A 19332-nucleotide genomic window follows, 5' to 3' on the forward strand; every position below is an offset into this window, starting at 1 on the left:
TTAACACAAACTATGGTGGCAAGAGAGGGGGTGAGAGCTTGAGAATTTTATCCGTTCACCTGTGTGTACTGCTTTTTTTCTGTGGATGTACCTCCCAGCGACCACCTGCAGAGGATGCGAGACAGTCGGAACCTCAACGGGACAACCTGGTCCGATTGGGCGAATCAGACGTCGGTCCCGCCACCTTTACCCTCCGGGATGATGATGGGAAGGAATGGAGTCTGGATTTGAAAGAAGTCGGTTTCGATGGCATTGATCCGACCACGTTGGACCGGGGAGCGTTTTTTCGATGGTTATCCCGAGTGGAAGAGGAGGTCAACCGGTCGCCGCAATCCGCCTCCTTTCGGGATCGGGAGATTCAACCCCATCAAAACGGCAGAAAACTGGACCGGGCTGTTGTCGAAGGGTGGCTGGATGATATTCATTCCTATACCAACCGTCCTTTGCACGCTCCCACTCAGACCTGGAGCCCTCCCTTAACCACAGAGATGTTGAAACGGATCCGGGAAAAGCGGTTGGCCGCCTATACGACCCGTTACAATCCCGGAAACCGGAATCGAACCCATAATCTCCTACTTTCCACGGAGGCACTTGATCATCATGTCGTCGGAGTGGGGGAGACCTTCTCTTTCAATCAGGTGGTGGGAAAGCGGACCCGAAGCCGGGGTTATCGTCCGGCCACAGTCATTGTCCGCGGCGAGTACACGGAAGGGATCGGCGGAGGCATTTGCCAAACATCCTCCACCTTATTCAACAGTGTGGAACGGACGGGACTCCGTATCTTACAGCGGGTCAGCCACAGTAAGGAAGTGACTTACGTACCGGCCGGGAAGGATGCCACGGTTTCCTGGGGAGGTCCGGACTTTCGTTTCCAGAACCAGCTGAATCGCCCCATTCTGATAACGGCCCAAGCGAAACACGGGCTGTTGACGGTGGAGATCTACGCATCCGACGAGATTGAGTATCAACCGAAATCAACCCCCGACGCCCCATCCGGCGATCCGGAAACAGAGACGGTTCCCCGTCCCGAGGAACGACAGCCGATCAACGAACGGGCCAGGGAGTACAAAAGGGATCCCCTTCCTCCTTCAGAAACACCTGATACGGCGGAATCGGACAGCGAGCGGGCGGATTCGCCCGCTTCTTTTTTCATGGAGACTTCCCGCGCTTTTCTGATATTTACCTGGAATCGATTTTCGAAGGAGGTGATGAAAAGGGCGGAATGAATGAAAAATTTTCGTAGATCGTATCCGTTGACTCTGCTATAATATTAACCGTTATTTTGAGCAGTCGGAAAAGAAGGAGGTATTGGATGAAGAAAACCCTGATTATCGTGTTAGGGGTTGCGACCATCCTGCTTTTGTCCGGTACCGTCGTCGGTTACGCCATGATGAAGAAAGAGGTAACAATCACATTTAGCGATAAAGATAAAACCATCACAACCGATGTCCTTAACGGTACACTGTCGGAAGCTTTAGCGGAGGAAGGGTATGATCCGAAAAAACTTAAAAAACAGTACAAATCCAGCGTGAAGTGGGATCAACCTTTCCAAAAGGATACAAAGGTTCATCTGACTTGCAATTGTTCCGTCTCTCTCAAGGTGGGCGGCGAGAAACCTAAAAAGTTGAAGACGACGGAGACGACTGTCGGTGATTTTCTCAAAGCGGAAAAGATCGAAGTGGGGAAAAATGATCAGTTGAACGCCGCCCTGGATCAGAAGATTACCAATGGTTTGGCCATTATCATTGACAAAATCGAAAAGCGGGTCGATAAAAAAGTAGAGCAAATCGACTACAAAACTAAGAAAAAAGAGGATCCGGACCTGCCGAAGGGTGAAAAGAAAGTCACTCAAGAAGGAAAAAAGGGGAAGGAAATTTATCAGGTTACGGCCCTCTATAAAAACGGTAAATCGATGGTGACCGATAAAAAACTGATCGATAAAGTGGATCCTGTTACCAAAATTGTCACTGTCGGCTCGGGTGAAGTCGAAGAGGAGCCCGAAGAGAAAAAGGATACCGAAGTCGCCTCCGGAGGTTCCCGGATCGCCGGTTTGAAGTATAAGAAGTCGATGGAGGGAGAAGCGACAGGTTATACGGCGACTGGCAATAAAACCGCGACAGGAACGACGCCTTCTCGGGGAACCATCGCCGTGGATCCCAACGTTATCCCTTTGGGGACCCGCCTTTACATACCGGGTTACGGTGAAGGGGTAGCGGAGGATACCGGTGGAGCGGTTAACGGAAATACGATCGACCTGTTTTTTGAAAGCAGAGAGGAAGCGGTTCAATGGGGTCGACGAAATGTGACGATTTATATTCTGGAATAATTTTCGGTTAGGGGTTCTGCGGTCTTTACGCCGCAGGACTTTTCTTTTTATGATGGTATCACAAGTGGGAATTGCATCAGGCTTTTCCAAATATTTTTGTATTGGGGGACGGATTTCATATATACTACAGAAAAGGACTTTTCAATGGGATGTGTCGAGATGGTCGGTCGCAACGATCCTTGTCCCTGCGGAAGTGGAAAAAAATACAAAAAATGTTGTGAACGTGTGGTAGCGTTCCGTTCGGCGGAACAGGTCAGGGAGGAAAGGGAGTTAAGGGTGAAAACCCGCCTGTTGAAGGAATTGGACCACTGGTTTGAACAACGGTTGACGAGGGAAGACAAATGGAAGTGGGCTCAAAAATTTAAACAACATTTAAATCTTCCTCCAGATCAACCCGTCCCTTCCAATCATGTCTATTCATTGCGTTTTTGGTTACTTTTCGACGCCCCTTGTATCGACGGCCGCCGGGCGGTCGATGCATGGAGGGAGACTCTTCATCCAAAGCCGGAAGTGAAGCGCGTCCTTGAGGAGTTGTGCGAAATCTGTCTGGCCGGTTACGAAGTTGTCGAAAAGAGGGATTCAGAGGTCCGTCTCCAGGCGCTGGGCGAAGATCGGCGATACCGTGTGTGGATGACGGAACCCCTTCGGGAAGGGATGTTCTTGTTTGCCCGCCTCTCCCGTTTAGGTAGCCGTTATGAGCTGTTTGGCCCTTACACATCTTTCGGGGATGAGATGAGGGGAGAGATGATGATGTACTTAAAAAATCAAGCACGAAAAGAAGGAGAAATAAAGCGTGAGTATTGGCAGCATAACGGGTTGCAGGTCCTTGGTTGGCTGATGCAGCGGGCGCGGGATATGGAAAAGGTGGATAAGGTAATGGCTCAGAAGATGATGGACGAAGCCGCCCCCGCTCTCGAAGAAACGGCCCCCGCTGTTGAAGAATCCGCCTCTGCTGTTGAAAAAGGGGTTCCTGATGTTCATCGAACGGTTTCTCCTGTGGAGAGTCCTTCCTCTCGGCCTGTCGGAGAAACGGAAACCGTAGAAGGAGATCGGCCGCCGGCGGCTCCCCTCTTGATCTCTGGGGAACCCGGAGTGCCGGAGATTGTGGACCAGCAGTTGGACCAGTTTACAACCCGGTTTGTCAGCGACTTACAACAACGTACCCAGTTGCTGTATCAAAACTCCCTCAAACTCTTTCGTCAATATGTGTCGGAGCATTTCGGGAAGTCTTTTAACTGGACGATGTTGACGGAGGAAGTACTTTCCCATTTCTTTGCCATCTGGTATATGGATCAGGGACAAGGAAATCCAGTCAAGGCCAAAATCTTTATGAACACCATGAAAAAGTTCTTTTTCTGGCTTCAGGAAGAAGCGATCACAGATATCTACACCTCCTTCGTGCCGGTATATCAGCGGTTGACTCATCAGTTGCCCGTGGCCTTTGAAGCACGGCGGTGGCTGGAGGAGAACGGAGTTTCCCGCTCGGAGAACAAACCTTCCGGGCTTGCGGGTACGTACCAATTGGCTATTTCCGCCGCAGGAGCGACTCTGAATCTGGGAGACAAATGGTTGCCTGTACAGATCAATTTAAGGGCGCTTCCTCCCGCTTGGATGGAAAATCGGTTTTGGGTGCGGGGAGCGGTTGCCGTACAGGATCAGGAAAGTACTTTGACGCGAATCGAAGGAGTGTATCCCTTTTTTGAGTTGCCTCAAGCGAAGTCCGTTTAAGGAATCGAAACCGATTCATCAAGCCGCTTACGGGAAGACATGACCCAGCCTGATCCGGGGACGGATGCTGGGTCATTCGTTTGTCTAAAGAAAAAACCCCATTGTGCCAAAGAAAAATGGCCACCGGGGTTCTTCCGCCTTTCTATATAAAACTGGATATCACTTGAAATGCAAAAACCGCCAAAATCAAGACCGGAGCGATCCAGCGAATGATAAAGCCCCATGCTGTTTCCAGAGGGAACCCGGCTTCGTGATCTCCCCGAGACTCCCGCAAGAGTTTGGCTACTCCCCATTTCCAACCGGCAAATAAGATGGTGAGGAGACCGCTGGTAGGAAGCAAGACATTGGAAGCGATAAAGTCCATCGAATCAAAGACAGGCAATCCGGGAATCAGTTGAACCCCTGATAGCGTATTGAAGGACAGGGTCGAAAAGATCCCCAGAAAGAAGATGATTCCGCCGACGATGAAGGTGCTTTTTTTCCGGGACCAGCTGTGCTCGTCCTCCAAATAGCGAAGGGGAACTTCTAACAGGGAGATCGCCGATGTAAGGGCGGCGACCGCCAAGAGTAGGAAGAAGAGGATGGCGAAGACTCCTCCCATCGGCAGCTGGGCAAAAACCGCGGGTAATGTGATAAATACCAGTGGAGGTCCGGTATTCGGTTCGTACCCTAGAGAAAAAACGGCGGGAAAGATGGCTAGGCCCGCCGCCAGTGAGACCAGGGTGGAAAAAACGACGATATTCCCTGTGGCGCTGGGAATGCTCTCTTTTCTGGACAGATAACTGCCATAGGTTAACATGACCCCCGCTCCCACACTAAGGGAGAAAAAGGCCATTCCCAATGCCTCAAAAAAGGTGGTCAGGGTCACATGGGACCAGTCCGGATATAAGATGAACTTGATACCTTCCATCGCTCCGGGGAGGGTGACGGATCGCACCACCAGAATAATCAGAAGGACGCCCAACAAAGGCATCAAAAATTTGGTGGTTCGTTCAATCCCTTTCTGCAATCCGAAGATGCAGATTCCGGCAGTAAGAATCAGGAAAGCAGCCTGCCATAAGATCGGCTGAAGAGGGCTGCCGATCAATGAGCCGAATCCGGCTTCCGCCTGGTTGATTCCGATCTGGCTGAAAGATCCGGTAAGAGCTTTTTGGGCGTAAGCCAGTGTCCACCCTCCGACTGTACTGTAAAAAGATAAGATCAGAATGGTCGCGGCCATCCCGATAAAACCCGTTAAAAACCAAGGAGTGCCCGGTGCCAGTTTTCGATAGGTTCCGACCGGATTGCGAAGGGCAGTCCGACCCAGAACGATTTCCGACAGAAGCACCGGCAAGCCTAAAAGCAGAATGCAAACCAGATAGATGAGGACAAAGGCTCCGCCGCCGTTTTCCCCTGCGATGAAGGGGAATCGCCATATACTGCCGAGGCCGACGGCGGAACCGATGGAAGCCAGGATAAACCCGAGCTTGCCAGACCATTGTTCACGAGAAGATTTGGATGAGTGAGCCAATCGGATGTCGACCTCCCTGTCGTTAAGGATATTAATAATTCAGTGTAACACAGTATAATCGTGAAAAATATAAGGGATCCTATGGGGAATCTTGCCATGGACGGGGTGGTTCGTTTGTCCCGGGTTCTTTCCTTTCCCTCGAACAGCTTAATCCTGTTGTGCGGTGCACCGGGATGTGGGAAGTCCACTTTCGCCCGCCGCCATTTTGCCCCTACGGAAATCGTTTCTTCCGATGATTGTCGTCGAAGGGTTTGCGACAATGTATACAATATGAAAGTCCACCGGGAAACCTTTTCTTTGGTTCGCCATATCGCCCGGCTTCGTATGAGCCTTGGCCGTCTGACCGTGATCGACGCGACAGCGCTGAGAAGGGGAATGAGACGCTCAATGATGCGTTTGGCCGGGGATTATGGATTTCGGACAGGGGTGATTGTGTTGGATGTCCGTCTTTCCACCTGCTTGTCCCGAAATAAAAGTCGAAAGAGAAAGGTGTCGGAGGACGTGATCCGATCCTTTTACATTTTACTGCATAAAGCAAAAACGGATGTATACAAGGAAGGATTCGATCGGATTTATGTCCTGGGAGAAGAGGATGTGGATCAAGCGATCGTCACCATAAACAGGGGATCATAATGAGAGGGAGACCGTGCGATACTAAGGAAGCACTCAATGAAACCAAAAGGAGGGCGTTTTGTTTGTTTGATTTCTTGAAGCCGAACCAGCGCCGACAAGGTGGTCGGACCAACGATGATCGCAGGATCGACGAAATGATGAACGAAGTGGGACAGGAACTGGGAGTGAATAAAAACACCCGGGAACCGATGTCCCGGGAAAAGGCGAACCAGTTGGCCGATCGCACCAAAGAGGAGATCAAACAGCGTACCTCGAAGTAAAATTGAGTGTAGCAGCACCCTTCACAGGGTGCTGTTTTTTGAGGGGTCTTTATTTTTGAATGGTAGGATTGTTAAGATAGGATGCGATCTCAGCGATTTTATGGTTGGCGGCTTCCATGATGGCGCTGGGAACCTCTTGATTGAGTTGGGAGCCTCCGTTGTTTCGGCTGATACGAGGTGTACCCAGACGAACCATGGATCCTTTTTTTCCACTGTTGGTGAGTGAATGGGCCTGTATGGGAATGCGTAACCGGTATGCAACACCCGAAGCGCTGTCTTGAATTCGTATGTCGTAGACGGGAGGGTGGCTGGCACGACAAGCGAATCCCTGGGACCTGAGTGTACGATCGATGTGATCGCGGGTTCGAATCAGACCTGCGATCGGTTTGATCTTCAGGTTCAAGTTTGGAGCCTCCTCATCACAAATGGGGTTCTTCAGGCAGGGTTCAGAAAACAAAGGATATTTTCATGTTATGATCGTCTGGGAACGGGTATGATGAACTCTCCTCAAAAAGGAGCGTGTCTGAGTCGGTCTGATGACATCATCGGTGGGGGTGACCGTACCTCCTGTACCTCAACGAAAAACAGCTCAGCCGAGATAAGCGGCGGAGCTGTTTGCTGTTACAGAGGTTTTCTCATTTCCATGTGTTCAATACCTGCATCCATAAAGATCGGACCTTGCTGCCGGTAACCCAGCTTTCGATAAAAATCGAGTGCTTGGACCTGGGCGTTCAGGATTAATTCCTCAACGTTCTGTTTTCGGGCATAATCCTCGATCGCCACCATCAAGGAGTGGCCAAGTCCGCTTCCCCGGGAACTTTTGAGTACGGCTACCCGCTCTACTTTTCCCGTTGATTTTGTCGGCAAGCGAAGACGGGCGGTACCGACGGCTTGTTCCCGATCCACGGCTAAAAAATGAATGGCGCTTTGATCCCACTCGTCGATTTCCTCGGATAGCGGGACCCCTTGTTCTTCCACAAATACGCGTTTGCGGATGTCGAAAGCCTGTTTTAAATCGGCGGAATGATCGATGACGGTTATGGTTGGCTCCAAGGGGGTTCCTGCCTCCTTTTATTCGCTGGATCCCCGTAATAAATAGGTTTGATAAATCGTCCAAGACTTGTTTTCAAGTTGGTACATCAGATGGAACCGGTCGACCCATGTGCTCAGTTCAAACCGTTTCATCCGCAGACTGCCGTAAACGTCATGAAGTTCATCCTCCGGCATCTCTTGTCCAATCGTCAAGTGGGGGATGTAGGCGTATCTGCGTTCATGGAAGAGGACGCCGGAATTGATCTTTTCGTGCAATGACTTAATCGCTTCGGTTTCCTCCACAGCGATATAGATAACGTTGTTGGTCGGGTGAAAGGTGCTTAATTTCGGAAAATGGATGAGAAACGGGGCAATTTCGCGGGAGACCTTCTCCAGATGGCTGTTGGCTTGGGAAAGCCCCTCGTCATCCATCTCGAAGGCTTCCTTCAGTGTGACGTGCGGCGGGATTAACGCATAATGGGGATCGTATCGCTTTCGATAGGAGTTAGCAATATCTTGGATCTTTTTATCCGGAAAAAAGGCGATACCGTATTTCATCACATTCCCTCCCTCGGATGGATCGGTTGCAAAAACCCCCTCAATCCACGATGAAACGAAGATAAAAAAACTTGAACATGTCTGATTCCATTATACCTTTTCAGCCGCTTTCGTTAAAGTTTCCGTATCTCAGCTTTATCTTTCCCGGTGGCTCTGCATCATTCGGGAGGATTTATGATAAGATGGGGCTATGGCCCTTTTCGGGGCCGAAGGGAGGAAAAAGGATGAACAGGCGTGTTCACAGCCGGGAAGTAAAGGCTGCCGCCATGGAACGACTGCGGGAGCGCGGAGTTACCATTGACGGAATTGCGGAAATTGTGCACCGCATGCAATCCCCCTATTGTGAAGGTCTCACCATGGACCTTTGTGTAGAAAGCGTGATTGCTGTATTGGAAAAACGGGAGATCCAACATGCCATTCTCGTCGGTATCGAGTTGGACCGGCTGGCGGATCGAAAACAACTCTCCGAACCGCTTCAGTCCCTTATTGAATCCGATGAAGGTTTATTCGGGTGTGATGAAACCCTTGCGCTGGGTTCGGTCTTCGGTTATGGCAGTATCGCGGTAACCACCTTCGGTTACCTGGATAAGCATAAGATCGGTATGATTGAGAAATTGGATACGAAAACGGATGGTCCGATTCATACCTTCCTGGATGATTTGGTGGCCAGTATCGCCTCTGCTGCATCCAGCCGTCTCGCTCACCGCATTCGGGATGAAGAAGAGCGAAAAGGTGAAGTGCCGGACAGCCATGCGGGTTAAACAACGTAAAAAGAGCCTGTCGCCTTGGGGAATACAGAGGGCGGCAGGCTTTTTTTCAAAAAGAGAAAAGCCGGGCCGTCAGGCTCGGCCGTATGAGGAGGGAACATCCGTCCAATGGAAGATAGGTGGTCAATCAAACATTGGATCCGGTTGCTGATATATCTTATGTTGAAGAGGGGAGGGGAGGGCACGGTTCCTCCAAAAATGTACGTTTGCCCGTGGGCATGAAACCCGGTTTCGTTTGGCACCATATTGAAAGGAAGATCCATGGATATGATCGTTGAAGCAGAAGGTGTTTAGCGCGGGACTACGGAGGAAAAGGAGAGTCGTCAATGCCTTGCTGGATCTACTGGGCCAAATTGTACAATACTCGTTTTCAGGCCCGCTGTTTGGCCGCCCGTATGCAGGAGGACTGGTGGATTTACGGTTACGAAAGCCCAGCGGAAGTTGAAGTTTTCCAATCCAAACGGGGGCGATACGGTGTGCGCTACATTTGGGAATCACCTGCTTTATTGCAGTCCAATAAAAAAAACCAAAAAAAATTTCGGTAACCCCTTGCTTCTATCAAAGAAATGTTGTATATTATTAATTGTCGCTGCCGCGGGGTGGAGCAGTCGGTAGCTCGTCGGGCTCATAACCCGAAGGTCGCAGGTTCGAGTCCTGCCCCCGCAACCAAATATGGAGCTGTGGTGAAGTTGGAGTTCACGCCGGCCTGTCACGCCGGAGGTCGCGGGTTCGAGTCCCGTCAGCTCCGCCATTTTTTGGGCCTATAGCTCAGCTGGTAGAGCAGTCGGCTCATAACCGATTGGTCACAGGTTCGAGTCCTGTTGGGCCCACCACTACCCCAGAGAAATTATGTTTGGGCAGTTAGCTCAGGGGGAGAGCGCTACCTTGACACGGTAGAGGTCACTGGTTCGATCCCAGTACTGCCCACCACCCAAAACCTTGGTATACCAAGGTTTTTTTGTTTTGTGTGCTTGTGGTCGTTGACCACAACCCTCCCAATATGAATATGGAAAAACACATAACAACTCCAATTGGGGGGTTACGTTGTCGACAATGGCTACCATCATTCTGATCTACTTCGGTGGCACTCGTGATTTCGGAATGTTCCGATCACCCGGTATGCTGTTCTCCCTCCTATCCTGCTGATGGGGGGGGCATTGCTTTTCAAAACACTTAAGCGGAAGTTGTACTCAGGAAAAAGAGAAAAGAATCACCGACGCATCATGTTGCGTTTTATCAGGATGGCTCATGTTCACCATAGCACGGGCCATTCTTCATTTGCCCCGAAGAGAGTTCCATCCACTCACAACAAGCTCAACCACCGGGTTGAAATTCGGCCACTGACTTTCACTGGCTTTCACTGAGCGTCACTGGCGAATACGGTGTCCGCTCAGCTGTGATCAGGAGGTTTGTCAGCCGAAGCATGCCTCAAGTATAATCTGTTCCGTCAATGCGCATTGGCATCCAATGGGGTATAGAGGAGGTTCATGGGTGGCACGTCGCTTGATAGATACGGATATTCACGAAAGAGTGCTTTATGAAGATTTGATTACCTATCTGGAAAATCCGTGGAAAAGATACATTACGGATTGCCATTGGCTTCAGGAAAAACATATGCCTTATACCCAGCCTGCCGTCGCCGGAGTAGACCGGGCGGATGCCCGGGTTCCGGACGGGCGTCCGGCGGGGACGGATCTGGCGTTTATGCAACAACAGTTATTGGATGCCAACCAGCACAGTTTCGGTGTGCTCACGGGCGCATTGGATCCTTCCCCGTCTTCGATGCACGGTTGGTATGAAATGGCGACGGCTCTCGCTTCCGCCTATAACGATTGGCAGATTGAAAACTGGTTGGAAAAAGACGAACGCCTTTACGGTTCGGTTCACATCGCGGCACAGGACCCTCAGGGAGCCGTGCGCGAAATTGAACGAGTGGGTCCGCACCCCAAAATGGTTCAAATTTTGCTTCCAATCGATGACAATTTGTGGGGCGACCCGTATTACCATCCGATTTACGAGGCAGCGGAGCACCATGATTTAATGATCGGTATGCATCATAATGAACCGCCGACGCATTTCGGAAGGTGGCCGCGCTATTTTATCGAGTGGCACACTCTGATTCCGACGTCTCACATGATTCAAGTGAGCAATATGGTGTACAACGGCGTTTTCGAAAAATATCCGCAACTAAAATTGATGATGATTGAGGGCGGTTTTACGTATGTTCCTCATCTGATGCGGAAAATGGATCAACAGTACACGGATCTCCGTCACGAAGTACCTTGGGTTAAACGGATGCCCAGCCGGATTGTGCGGGAACATGTCCGTTTTACAACGCAGCCCATGGAGGAGATGAGCAAGCATGATTTTTTGCAGTTCGTCGATCAAATGGGGTCGGAGGATATAATCTGTTTTTCAACGGATTATCCGCATTGGGACTATGATTCGCCTGCTCGCGCGTTACCGGCTCTTGGTGAACCGTTGCGTCAAAAGATTTTCTTTGATAATGCGAAAGCTTTTTATCCCAAACTGCCGGAAGTCCATGGAGGTGGGGGGAACCGTGAAACAAGCAGTGTGTAAAAAAAATGACCTCCGCCCCGGCGGCATGATGAAGGCGACTTTGGGCCGTATGCCGATTGTGGTGTGCCGTACCCTCGACGGCGGCTTTTACGCCTTTTCAAACCAGTGTATCCATCAAGGTGCACCGATGTCGGAAGGGGTTGTGTGCGGCGCTTCCGCCCCCACAGACCAACCGGGAGAGTACCGCTATGTAAAAGAAGGTGAAATCCTTCGTTGTCCTTGGCACGGCCGGGAATACGACATTAAAAACGAAGGGCGCATGTTGTCCGATCCGAACCGTCGGCTTCCGGGTTTCAAAGTGGCAATCGAGGGGGATGACGTCGTCGTCTCCAAATAACCCGGTACTGCCCATCACCCAAACCCTTGATCTATATCAAGGGTTTTTTGTTTGATGTCTGTGTAACTGGCCTGATAAGAAGACGGAGCTTATTTACGAATGGGCTCTTTTTGATGGGGCAGACTACTGGAAAACGATAAGGTGGTTGTACCCATGGAATCTCAGTCATTGAAAAATACTCTTTCGTACCTGCATTCCGAACTTCTCCGGATCGAAACAATGGCTGGAACTTTATCCAGCTTGGAGCGGGATCATTACCGGAAATTAACCCAATTCGACCATGACAAACTGATGGACATTGCTGTGGAAGAACAGAGCGCGGCGCGGCAATTGGGAACGATCAAGGAGATGTGTTTATCTCTCGCCCAAGAAGTGAAGAGAATCCAAAATGACACCACGGATTCCAGGGTGGAGGAGGACACGGAAGGTGTTTAGGTTGATTAATAAATGGATCCGATCCGCCATGAATGAAACGGTCGATAAGGCTCTTCACCGAATGGTCAAAGATCAATACATTGAAAACCTGTTCGAAATGGTACCGGTATCCAAAAAGGTGGGGCCGATCAACTTGATGGAAACCGTCATGCGTTCCGCCCAGGGTACGACGGTTCCCAGGCCGTTGGGGAGTCCGATCCATTTTTCCCCCTGGGAAAAAATCCTGTTCAATCCTGCCCATCTTGATCGATTCCCCACACCGGAAGAGGTAGGGATCTCTAGTTCTGTTACCATCGGTCATCGGGCTCGAAAACCGCTTACCATTTCCATCCCGATTATGATCGCCGGCATGTCCTACGGAGGGGCCTTAAGCAAGTCTGTTAAAGTCGCTCTGTCGAAAGCGGCGACGAAAATGGGGACAGCGACAAACTCAGGGGAAGCGGGGCTGCTCGAAGAGGAAAGAGAGTCGGCTCAATTGTTTATCGGTCAATACAACCGGGGTGGTTGGATGAATACACCGGATAAATACCATCGGCTGGATGCCATCGAAATTCAATTGGGCCAAGGAGCGCAGGGTTCTTCACCTCAACGGAGTGCCGCCAAAAATATCGGTCCCGAATACCGGGAGGTCTTTGAATTAAAGGAAGGTGAAGACGCCCAGATCCATTCCCGATTGCCCGGTGTTCATACGAAAGAGGATTTCATACAGCTCGTCAGACGCCTTCGGGAGGAAACCGGTGTGCCCGTTGGGTTAAAAATCGCCGCTACCCACCATTTAGAAAAGGAGTTGGACATCGCTCTGCAATCGGAAGTCGACTTTGTCACCTTGGACGGTGCCGAAGGCGGAACCCACGGAGGGGCCCCGATTCTCCAAGATGATTTGGGATTGCCGACTCTTTTTGCCATCACGCGGGCACGCGATTTTCTCGCTCGTAAAAAAGCGATTGGTAATGTCAGCTTAATCTCTACAGGGGGATTGGTGACTCCGGGACATATGTTAAAGGCGCTTGCTTTGGGAAGTGATGCCGTCTATATCGGGACGACTGCAGTACTGGCTCTGATCGGGGATCAGATGGTAAAATCTCTTCCTTTTGAAGCCCCGACCGGTTTAGCGATTTATACGGGTAAAATCACGGATCAGCTGGATATTCAGCGGGCTGTGATGAATCTCGTTCGTTATTTGAACGCTTGTGTCCATGAAATGGACCTGGTGGCGGCCTCCCTGGGCAAGACAGCTTTAACGGACTTCAATAAATCCGATCTATGTACGGTAGATCCTTTCTTATCGGTGACGACCGGGATTGAATACGCCGGGGTGTCTCCGGAAAAGCAAGGAGAGTGGACAGATCGGATTCAAGGGCTCATCGAACAAGAGAGTTGATTCTCGGTTTATATACTGCTTCTACTTCGGCTTCTAAAGCATTAAAAAACATGAGCCCGGTGGATCACCGGGCTAAAAACAGGTTCCCTTTACCTTTGTTTTGGGGTCCTTAATAAAATCCGATAAACCCTACAGTGGCAAAGATGGTGGCAATGACCAACAGGAAGATCAGCAAACGACGAAGGCCAAACCCGCCAACACCGCCACCGTATCCGCCGAAACCAGACATGATGCATTCCTCCTTTCAAGTTTCAAGACATCATATGCTTGGTTCTGGAAGCTTGAACAGGGTATATGTCTAAAAAGAACGGAATTTGGATGGATATCACGCTTTTTATATGGACGGGCGTTTCCAAGCTTCATCCTGCTGTATAAATCAATTTTAAAGGAAACATAATACTCATAAACGGAATGGAGGAAGGAGAAGGATTCGATGGAAAATGAAAAGACCCCGAAAACCAACCGTAATGGTACTTCGGTCAGCGGTGTCGGCGGTTCGACGGATGGTCGCATGGCAGAGGGAGAGTCGGAACTTACGCTGACAAACCGTCAAGGACATCCAATTTCTTATAACCAAAATATTCGAACGGTGGGTCATCGTGGCCCGGCAACGATGGAGAATTATCATTTTATCGAAAAGATTTCTCACTTCGACCGGGAACGGGTTCCCGAGCGCGTCGTTCACGCTCGGGGAGCAGGAGCCCACGGATACTTTGAAGCTTACGGAACCGTGGGTAATGAGCCAATTGCCAAGTATACGCGCGCAAAATTGTTTCAGGAACAGGGAAAGCGAACCCCGGTTTTTGTCCGCTTTTCCAGTGTGACACACGGTACGCACTCACCGGAGACACTGCGCGATCCGCGGGGTTTTGCGGTTAAGTTTTATACCGAGGACGGTAACTGGGATCTGGTGGGCAACAACTTGAAAGTGTTTTTTATTCGGGATGCGATGAAATTTCCCGATTTGATTCATGCTTTTAAGCCCGATCCGGTAACCAATCTGCAGGATAATGAACGCATTTTCGATTTCATCAGCAATACACCCGAATCCATGCACATGATTACCTTTTTGTTTTCGACGTGGGGGATTCCGGCCAACTACCGGCAAATGCAAGGATCCGGTGTCAACACATACAAGTGGGTCAATGCGGAAGGGGAAGCCGTTCTTGTCAAGTATCACTGGGAACCGGTCCAAGGGATTAAAAACTTGACTCAAAAAGAGGCGCAGGATATTCAAGGTAAAAATTTCAACCATGCCACTCAGGATTTATATGAAGCTATTGAGCGGGGCGATCATCCCGAATGGGAATTGTATGTTCAGATCATGAACGATGATGAACATCCGGAACTCGATTTTGATCCCTTGGACGATACGAAGTTGTGGCCCAAAGATCAATTTCCGTTTTTACCTGTCGGACGAATGGTCCTGAATAAAAATCCGGATGACTACTTTGCTGAAGTTGAACAGGCCGCTTTCGGGACGGGTGTACTCGTGGACGGATTAGATTTCTCCGATGACAAGATGTTGCAGGGACGTACATTTTCCTATTCGGATACACAGCGCTATCGCGTAGGTCCCAATTATTTGCAACTGCCGATCAACGCACCGAAAAAACACGCTGCCACCAACTTCCACGGCGGACAAATGACTTATTATGCGGATCGAGCCCCGGGGCAGAATCCCCATGTCAATTACGAGCCGTCCTCATTGGGCGGACTCAGAGAGGCGCCAAAATCGGGAAAGGACTATACGCCCTTTGTTTTGGGCAACTTGGTTCATCAGAGCATTGATCGCACCAATGACTTTAAGCAGGCTGGAGAAACTTACCGGGCGTTTGATGATCAGGAGCGGGATGAATTGATCACAAACCTGGTCAACTCGCTCAAGACATGCCGCAAATCCATTCAAATGCGCATGGTCGAGATGTTTGCCAAGTGTGACACGGATTATGGTCAACGAGTGGCACAAGGCCTGGGACTTGCCGAGGGAGCCGGCGGAAGCGAAAAAGTCCATGAGCGAGGAGGGCCTATCGGTGCCACTGAAGCACATGAAGCGACCCGGGAAGCTGAGCAGAAGGGCCATCCCTCCGATTGGTATTAAAAAACGGAATGATGGTAGCAAGCTGATCTTTCGACATACAATGGGCATAGAATGGTTTTGAATCCATTTTTAAAGGCAGGTGTTTGTTTGAGACAAAACAGCCTGTGGTACCCTGTTGTGGCTGAGATCAGTCGAAGTCTTTACGGTGAACAGATGGTTTGTTCCATGAGCACGCAGTTGTTTCATATCCCCGAAACCGAAGATTTAAAAGGCAATGAGGAAATGCATACGCACCTGGTTCCGGCCTCCTATCACCGTGTAACGGCGGCCGGATCTGCACAGAGGTTATGGAACGGAGAACGTGCGGCGTCCATCGTGGAAACCTTGATTTCCTGCCTGCAAAACGCCGAACAAAGAGACCGTCAGGTGCGATCCGGTTTATCGGTGATGAGGGATGCCGCTCCTGCGGCTTATAAACCCTTTATCGAAAATATCATACGCTGGCAGGATGATACGGAACGGCATTTACAATATACAAAACGATGGACGATGTATATAACAGGATCTGACGGTAACCGAGAACCTGCCCGGTATGGGGCGTAGGGGCCATTAAACCACCCCGCATTCTGTCTAGAGGAATGCGGGTTTTTTTCTTTCCCGATTAAAAATGAGATGAAAACTTTGTATGACTTTGTTGAATCAGCTGATTCAGAGATTCGCTCATGGTAAAATAAGCATCAACAATCAGGGATGGACGAGGGGAGAAAGATGGGAAAACCGGTTACATTGATCGTTGCAGGACTGTTAACGATGTTGTTGATTTTTTATTTGCAAGATCCCACGTGGTATCGGTCTTGGGAGGTGGGCGCCTCCTTTTTTTCGGAGGAGAAGAAAGAGGAACAGGAGGAGCGTCCTCCTTCCGGCGTTGAGGTTCCCTTTCAAAAGGAAAAAGGGAAAGTTTACTTTCGTTTAAGTGACTTGGAAGAGAAACTGGGAATGGATACGAAATACGATGAGAAGGAAGGAACGATTTCCCTGCATCAAGGGAGTACAACTTTGCATCTGCTTCGGGGAACGACGGTATTGAGTCGGAACCGCGTCTACCTCCCGGTGGAATCCCCTCCGATCATCCGAAAAGGGGACGTTTGGATTCCCCTGGCGGCATTGAAGGAAGGGCTGGGGCGATCCGTTCGTATTCACCGTGGAACCGCTTATGTAGCAGAAGCGGATCTCCCGGCGGCCGCTGTCCGGTCTGCTCCGAAAGAGTATCGCTCGCTGGACGCGGAAGGGATGAGGGAGTATCTTTCCTTTCTTCAGAGTCCGGTTCAGGGGGCGACGGTGAGCACTCAGGATTCCCACCTGCCCGGAGCGCCGCGGGAATATCGGAATGGCGTCCATGAAGGATTGGATTACTACAGTTGGACTTCGGGTATTTCCATCGATTCAAAGACTCCGGTGACTGCTGCCGCCGAAGGAGTGGTGGTTCGCGCGGATAACGATTACGAGGAGATGTCCGAGAAAGAACGGAACCGACTGTTGGAAAAGACAGCCGACAATAACGGGCAAACTCCTGAATACATTCTGGATAAAATGCGGGGGCGTTCTGTCTGGATCCAGCATGAGAAAGGGGTTTTGACCCGATATGTTCACCTGAGTGCCGTATCTGATGATATTGAAGTCGGAACCCGGGTACGGCAGGGGGATGTACTCGGCTATATCGGAAATTCGGGGACTCGTTCGGGAGTCAAGCATAACGAGATGGGGCTTCATCTCCATTTTGACCTGTTGATCTACAAGGACTGGTTCTGGAAACGGTATACGCCGCAGGAACGGAGGGGAATTCTGGAGCAAGTCCTTAACGACTGAATTTCCCTTCTTCGGAGAATTTCATATTTTGTTTAGATCCCCTTTACCCTTTTTTGATCGCTCTTCGGCTAAGATAGGAAATAACGGATGATCCTGAAGAGGGGATGAGTGATGAAGCGTCTGGCGGCAAGGCTCCAAAGTTATGATGATCGTTGGATCTGTTATGTGAACCGACATTGGAAGTGCAGGGAAATGGACTGGTTGATGCTTCGGCTAACTCATCTGGGTTCAGCGGGTTTTGCTCTGATATTCCTTCTCCTGTGGGGGTTGTTGGCGGCATCTCCCATCCGCGGCTGGGCATTGGAGGGTTTGATCGCGTTGGTATCCAGCCATCTGGTCGTTCGCCTTTGCAAGCATTTGTGGCACCGGGTTCGTCCTTATCTGCAACTGACCCATCTGCATACATTTTCCGGTCCGCTCAAGGACTATTCCTTTCCCTCGGGTCATACGACGGCCGCCTTTTCTCTCGGGACGATTTTTATCCTGAACGCTTCCTGGACATTACCGTTGATTTTACCTTTTGCGGTGGGAGTGGGTTTATCCCGCATCTACCTCGGGCTTCACTACCCGACGGATGTGGCTGTCGGGGCTTGGCTGGGTTTTCTGTTCGCCGCGATGACCCATTATGGTTTGGGTGTGCTGTCATGACTCCTTTTATCGATGGTGCCCGCCGATTTTTCCCGCCCGATCCGAGAATACGCTGGCGTCGGAGAGGGACTGAGCGAGGAAGATGCTCCGGGTTCCGTACTTGTCGCGGATCGCGTCGACAGCGTCTGCCAGCCGCCGTTCTTTGTCGATGGGTTGAAAGAGATTGAGCTGGGTTCCGTGATCGGGTTTCAGATTGCTTAAGGTAATCCCGACCAGGCGGATGGGTCGGTAATTCCAATGGCGGTGAAGCAATCGCATGGCCGTTTGAAACAGAGCACGGCCGATATTGGAGGGTTCCGGCATGGTCAGGGATCGGTGGAGGGAATCGAACGCCGTCCCCTTCAGGGTCAGAGAGACGGTCTTTCCTGTATAGCCCGTTTTCCGGGCCCGTCCGGCCACTTCCTCCGCCAACTCCCGCAGAACGAGGCGGATCTCCGGTTCTCGTTCGTAATCCCGGGGCAGAGTGAATTGGTGACCGATGGATTTGCTTCCGTCGAGGGAGCAGGGATCCACGGGGCTCGGGTCTCGGCCGTGGGCTGATTCGAAGAGCACCCGGCCGATCACGCCGAACCGGTGATGCAAAAGGTCGGGATCGGTGTGGGCCAGATCACCGATGGTACGGATCCCCATCCGGTGAAAATGGTGTTCCATTCGTCTGCCGACCCCGAACAGTTTGGCCACCGGCAGGGGCCACAGCTTACGGGGAACGTCTGCGTTCGTCCATACCGTCAGCCCCCGGGGTTTTTCCCAGCCGGCGGCCATTTTTGCGAGAAGCTTATTGGGCCCGACTCCGATCGAACAATGGATGCCTGTTTCATCATGGATACGCCGTTGGATGGTCCGGGCGGCGGTTTTTCCATCGCCGAACAGGGTTTCACATCCCGTCAATTCGACGAAGGCTTCGTCGATAGAGAAGGGTTCCACTAAAGGGGAATACTCTTTTAACAGATGGACGATGCGGACGGACATTTGTACATAAGTGGCCATGCGGGGCGGAATCAGTCGCGCTGAAGGACAGACTTCTTTCGCCTGGGAAACGGACATGGCGGTTTCAACCCCGCAGGCTTTGGCTTCGTAGGAGGCAGCCAGCACAATGCCGTGTCTCCGGGCGGGATCTCCGCAGACGATGACGGGTTTTCCCCGCAGATCCGGGCACAGCATCTGTTCGATGCTGGCATAAAAGGCATTCATATCCGCCAACAATACGGTCCGTCGTCCTCCCTTCATATT

Annotated in this window: 20 protein-coding genes and 4 tRNA genes; 19 read left to right on the forward strand and 5 right to left on the reverse strand. The window is 50.8% G+C overall.

What is annotated here, in order from left to right:
- The first annotated feature begins 38 nt into the window (after positions 1 to 38).
- From CHM34_RS19830 to CHM34_RS10015, 3 genes are all read left to right on the forward strand, one after another.
- Positions 39 to 1226: a VanW family protein gene (locus CHM34_RS19830; RefSeq protein ID WP_240511955.1), complete on the forward strand. Its 1188-nt coding sequence runs from the start codon at positions 39 to 41 to the stop codon at positions 1224 to 1226.
- A gap of 86 nt (positions 1227 to 1312) precedes the next feature.
- Positions 1313 to 2326, forward strand: coding sequence for a resuscitation-promoting factor (locus CHM34_RS10010; protein WP_094264457.1), 1014 nt, complete (start codon positions 1313 to 1315; stop codon positions 2324 to 2326).
- A 159-nt stretch (positions 2327 to 2485) separates the two neighbouring features.
- Positions 2486 to 4054 (forward strand): YecA family protein, encoded by a 1569-nt coding sequence (locus tag CHM34_RS10015; RefSeq protein ID WP_169713683.1) that lies wholly within the window; start codon positions 2486 to 2488, stop codon positions 4052 to 4054.
- A gap of 142 nt (positions 4055 to 4196) precedes the next feature.
- On the opposite strand, the gene CHM34_RS10020 is transcribed toward CHM34_RS10015, so the two are convergent.
- Entirely contained in the window at positions 4197 to 5564 is a 1368-nt protein-coding gene (locus CHM34_RS10020) for a sodium-dependent transporter (RefSeq protein WP_169713684.1), read from the reverse strand.
- Between the two features lie 96 nt (positions 5565 to 5660).
- Between CHM34_RS10020 and CHM34_RS10025 the strand changes: the two genes are divergently transcribed.
- Together CHM34_RS10025 and CHM34_RS10030 are read left to right on the forward strand one after the other, a co-directional pair.
- On the forward strand, positions 5661 to 6197 hold the full coding sequence (locus CHM34_RS10025; RefSeq protein ID WP_169713685.1) for an AAA family ATPase: 537 nt from the start codon (positions 5661 to 5663) through the stop codon (positions 6195 to 6197).
- A gap of 62 nt (positions 6198 to 6259) precedes the next feature.
- The gene (locus CHM34_RS10030; protein WP_094264461.1) at positions 6260 to 6457 is read left to right on the forward strand and encodes a hypothetical protein; all 198 of its coding nucleotides are present in this window, start codon (positions 6260 to 6262) and stop codon (positions 6455 to 6457) included.
- Between the two features lie 49 nt (positions 6458 to 6506).
- Here CHM34_RS10030 and CHM34_RS10035 read toward each other — a convergent pair whose 3' ends face one another.
- From CHM34_RS10035 to CHM34_RS10045, 3 genes are all read right to left on the reverse strand, one after another.
- A complete protein-coding gene (locus CHM34_RS10035; RefSeq protein ID WP_094264462.1) occupies positions 6507 to 6860 on the reverse strand; it encodes a hypothetical protein in 354 nt (117 codons plus the stop codon).
- Between the two features lie 218 nt (positions 6861 to 7078).
- A complete protein-coding gene (locus CHM34_RS10040) occupies positions 7079 to 7510 on the reverse strand; it encodes a GNAT family N-acetyltransferase (protein ID WP_240511956.1) in 432 nt (143 codons plus the stop codon).
- Between the two features lie 18 nt (positions 7511 to 7528).
- Positions 7529 to 8047 (reverse strand): 2'-5' RNA ligase family protein, encoded by a 519-nt coding sequence (locus CHM34_RS10045; protein ID WP_094264463.1) that lies wholly within the window; start codon positions 8045 to 8047, stop codon positions 7529 to 7531.
- A 224-nt stretch (positions 8048 to 8271) separates the two neighbouring features.
- On the opposite strand from CHM34_RS10045, the gene CHM34_RS10050 reads away from it, so the two are divergent.
- The 14 genes from CHM34_RS10050 to CHM34_RS10115 all read left to right on the forward strand — a co-directional run bounded on the left by CHM34_RS10050 (position 8272) and on the right by CHM34_RS10115 (position 18102).
- Positions 8272 to 8808, forward strand: a complete 537-nt coding sequence (locus CHM34_RS10050; RefSeq protein ID WP_094264464.1) for a phosphatidylglycerophosphatase A family protein — start codon at positions 8272 to 8274, stop codon at positions 8806 to 8808.
- A gap of 332 nt (positions 8809 to 9140) precedes the next feature.
- Positions 9141 to 9359, forward strand: a complete 219-nt coding sequence (locus CHM34_RS10055) for a hypothetical protein (protein ID WP_094264465.1) — start codon at positions 9141 to 9143, stop codon at positions 9357 to 9359.
- Between the two features lie 48 nt (positions 9360 to 9407).
- Positions 9408 to 9483 (forward strand) — tRNA-Met (locus CHM34_RS10060).
- 5 nt (positions 9484 to 9488) lie between these two features.
- Positions 9489 to 9565: transfer RNA gene (locus tag CHM34_RS10065), tRNA-Asp, on the forward strand.
- 6 nt (positions 9566 to 9571) lie between these two features.
- Positions 9572 to 9647: transfer RNA gene (locus CHM34_RS10070), tRNA-Ile, on the forward strand.
- Positions 9648 to 9669: 22 nt separating this feature from the next.
- Positions 9670 to 9744: transfer RNA gene (locus CHM34_RS10075), tRNA-Val, on the forward strand.
- Between the two features lie 561 nt (positions 9745 to 10305).
- On the forward strand, positions 10306 to 11394 hold the full coding sequence (locus CHM34_RS10080; protein ID WP_240511957.1) for an amidohydrolase family protein: 1089 nt from the start codon (positions 10306 to 10308) through the stop codon (positions 11392 to 11394).
- Positions 11375 to 11731, forward strand: coding sequence for a Rieske (2Fe-2S) protein (locus CHM34_RS10085; RefSeq protein WP_240511958.1), 357 nt, complete (start codon positions 11375 to 11377; stop codon positions 11729 to 11731). The genes CHM34_RS10080 and CHM34_RS10085 overlap by 20 nt, the downstream gene beginning before the upstream one ends.
- A 153-nt stretch (positions 11732 to 11884) precedes the next feature.
- Complete coding sequence (locus tag CHM34_RS10090; RefSeq protein WP_094264468.1) at positions 11885 to 12166, forward strand: hypothetical protein; 282 nt, start codon at positions 11885 to 11887, stop codon at positions 12164 to 12166.
- Complete coding sequence (locus CHM34_RS10095; RefSeq protein WP_094264469.1) at positions 12159 to 13547, forward strand: FMN-binding glutamate synthase family protein; 1389 nt, start codon at positions 12159 to 12161, stop codon at positions 13545 to 13547. Before CHM34_RS10090 ends, CHM34_RS10095 begins: the two co-directional genes overlap by 8 nt.
- Positions 13548 to 13980: 433 nt before the next feature.
- Entirely contained in the window at positions 13981 to 15648 is a 1668-nt protein-coding gene (locus tag CHM34_RS10100; protein WP_094264470.1) for a catalase, read from the forward strand.
- Between the two features lie 87 nt (positions 15649 to 15735).
- A complete protein-coding gene (locus CHM34_RS10105; protein ID WP_094264471.1) occupies positions 15736 to 16191 on the forward strand; it encodes a hypothetical protein in 456 nt (151 codons plus the stop codon).
- Positions 16192 to 16356: 165 nt separating this feature from the next.
- Positions 16357 to 17454 carry a peptidoglycan DD-metalloendopeptidase family protein gene (locus CHM34_RS10110; RefSeq protein ID WP_169713686.1) on the forward strand — a complete coding sequence of 366 codons (1098 nt, stop codon included), beginning with the start codon at positions 16357 to 16359 and terminating at the stop codon, positions 17452 to 17454.
- A 111-nt stretch (positions 17455 to 17565) separates the two neighbouring features.
- Positions 17566 to 18102 (forward strand): phosphatase PAP2 family protein, encoded by a 537-nt coding sequence (locus CHM34_RS10115; RefSeq protein ID WP_094264473.1) that lies wholly within the window; start codon positions 17566 to 17568, stop codon positions 18100 to 18102.
- 6 nt (positions 18103 to 18108) lie between these two features.
- Here CHM34_RS10115 and dinB read toward each other — a convergent pair whose 3' ends face one another.
- Entirely contained in the window at positions 18109 to 19329 is a 1221-nt protein-coding gene (gene dinB / locus CHM34_RS10120) for a DNA polymerase IV (RefSeq protein WP_094264474.1), read from the reverse strand.
- Positions 19330 to 19332 lie beyond the last annotated feature (3 nt).

Origin of the sequence: Paludifilum halophilum (genome assembly GCF_002245355.1) — a bacterium.
In the GTDB taxonomy this organism is placed as follows: Bacteria; Bacillota; Bacilli; order Thermoactinomycetales; family DSM-45169; genus Paludifilum; species Paludifilum halophilum.

Coding starts and splice junctions, on each gene's coding strand:
- CHM34_RS10010 (WP_094264457.1), top strand. CDS start 1,313: ATGAAGAAAACCCTGATTATCGTGTTAGGGGTTGCGACCATCCTGCTT.
- CHM34_RS10015 (WP_169713683.1), top strand. CDS start 2,486: ATGGTCGGTCGCAACGATCCTTGTCCCTGCGGAAGTGGAAAAAAATAC.
- CHM34_RS10025 (WP_169713685.1), top strand. CDS start 5,661: ATGGACGGGGTGGTTCGTTTGTCCCGGGTTCTTTCCTTTCCCTCGAAC.
- CHM34_RS10045 (WP_094264463.1), bottom strand. CDS start 8,047: ATGAAATACGGTATCGCCTTTTTTCCGGATAAAAAGATCCAAGATATT.
- CHM34_RS10050 (WP_094264464.1), top strand. CDS start 8,272: ATGAACAGGCGTGTTCACAGCCGGGAAGTAAAGGCTGCCGCCATGGAA.
- CHM34_RS10055 (WP_094264465.1), top strand. CDS start 9,141: ATGCCTTGCTGGATCTACTGGGCCAAATTGTACAATACTCGTTTTCAG.
- CHM34_RS10090 (WP_094264468.1), top strand. CDS start 11,885: ATGGAATCTCAGTCATTGAAAAATACTCTTTCGTACCTGCATTCCGAA.
- CHM34_RS10100 (WP_094264470.1), top strand. CDS start 13,981: ATGGAAAATGAAAAGACCCCGAAAACCAACCGTAATGGTACTTCGGTC.
- CHM34_RS10110 (WP_169713686.1), top strand. CDS start 16,357: ATGGGAAAACCGGTTACATTGATCGTTGCAGGACTGTTAACGATGTTG.
- CHM34_RS10115 (WP_094264473.1), top strand. CDS start 17,566: ATGAAGCGTCTGGCGGCAAGGCTCCAAAGTTATGATGATCGTTGGATC.
- dinB (WP_094264474.1), bottom strand. CDS start 19,329: ATGAAGGGAGGACGACGGACCGTATTGTTGGCGGATATGAATGCCTTT.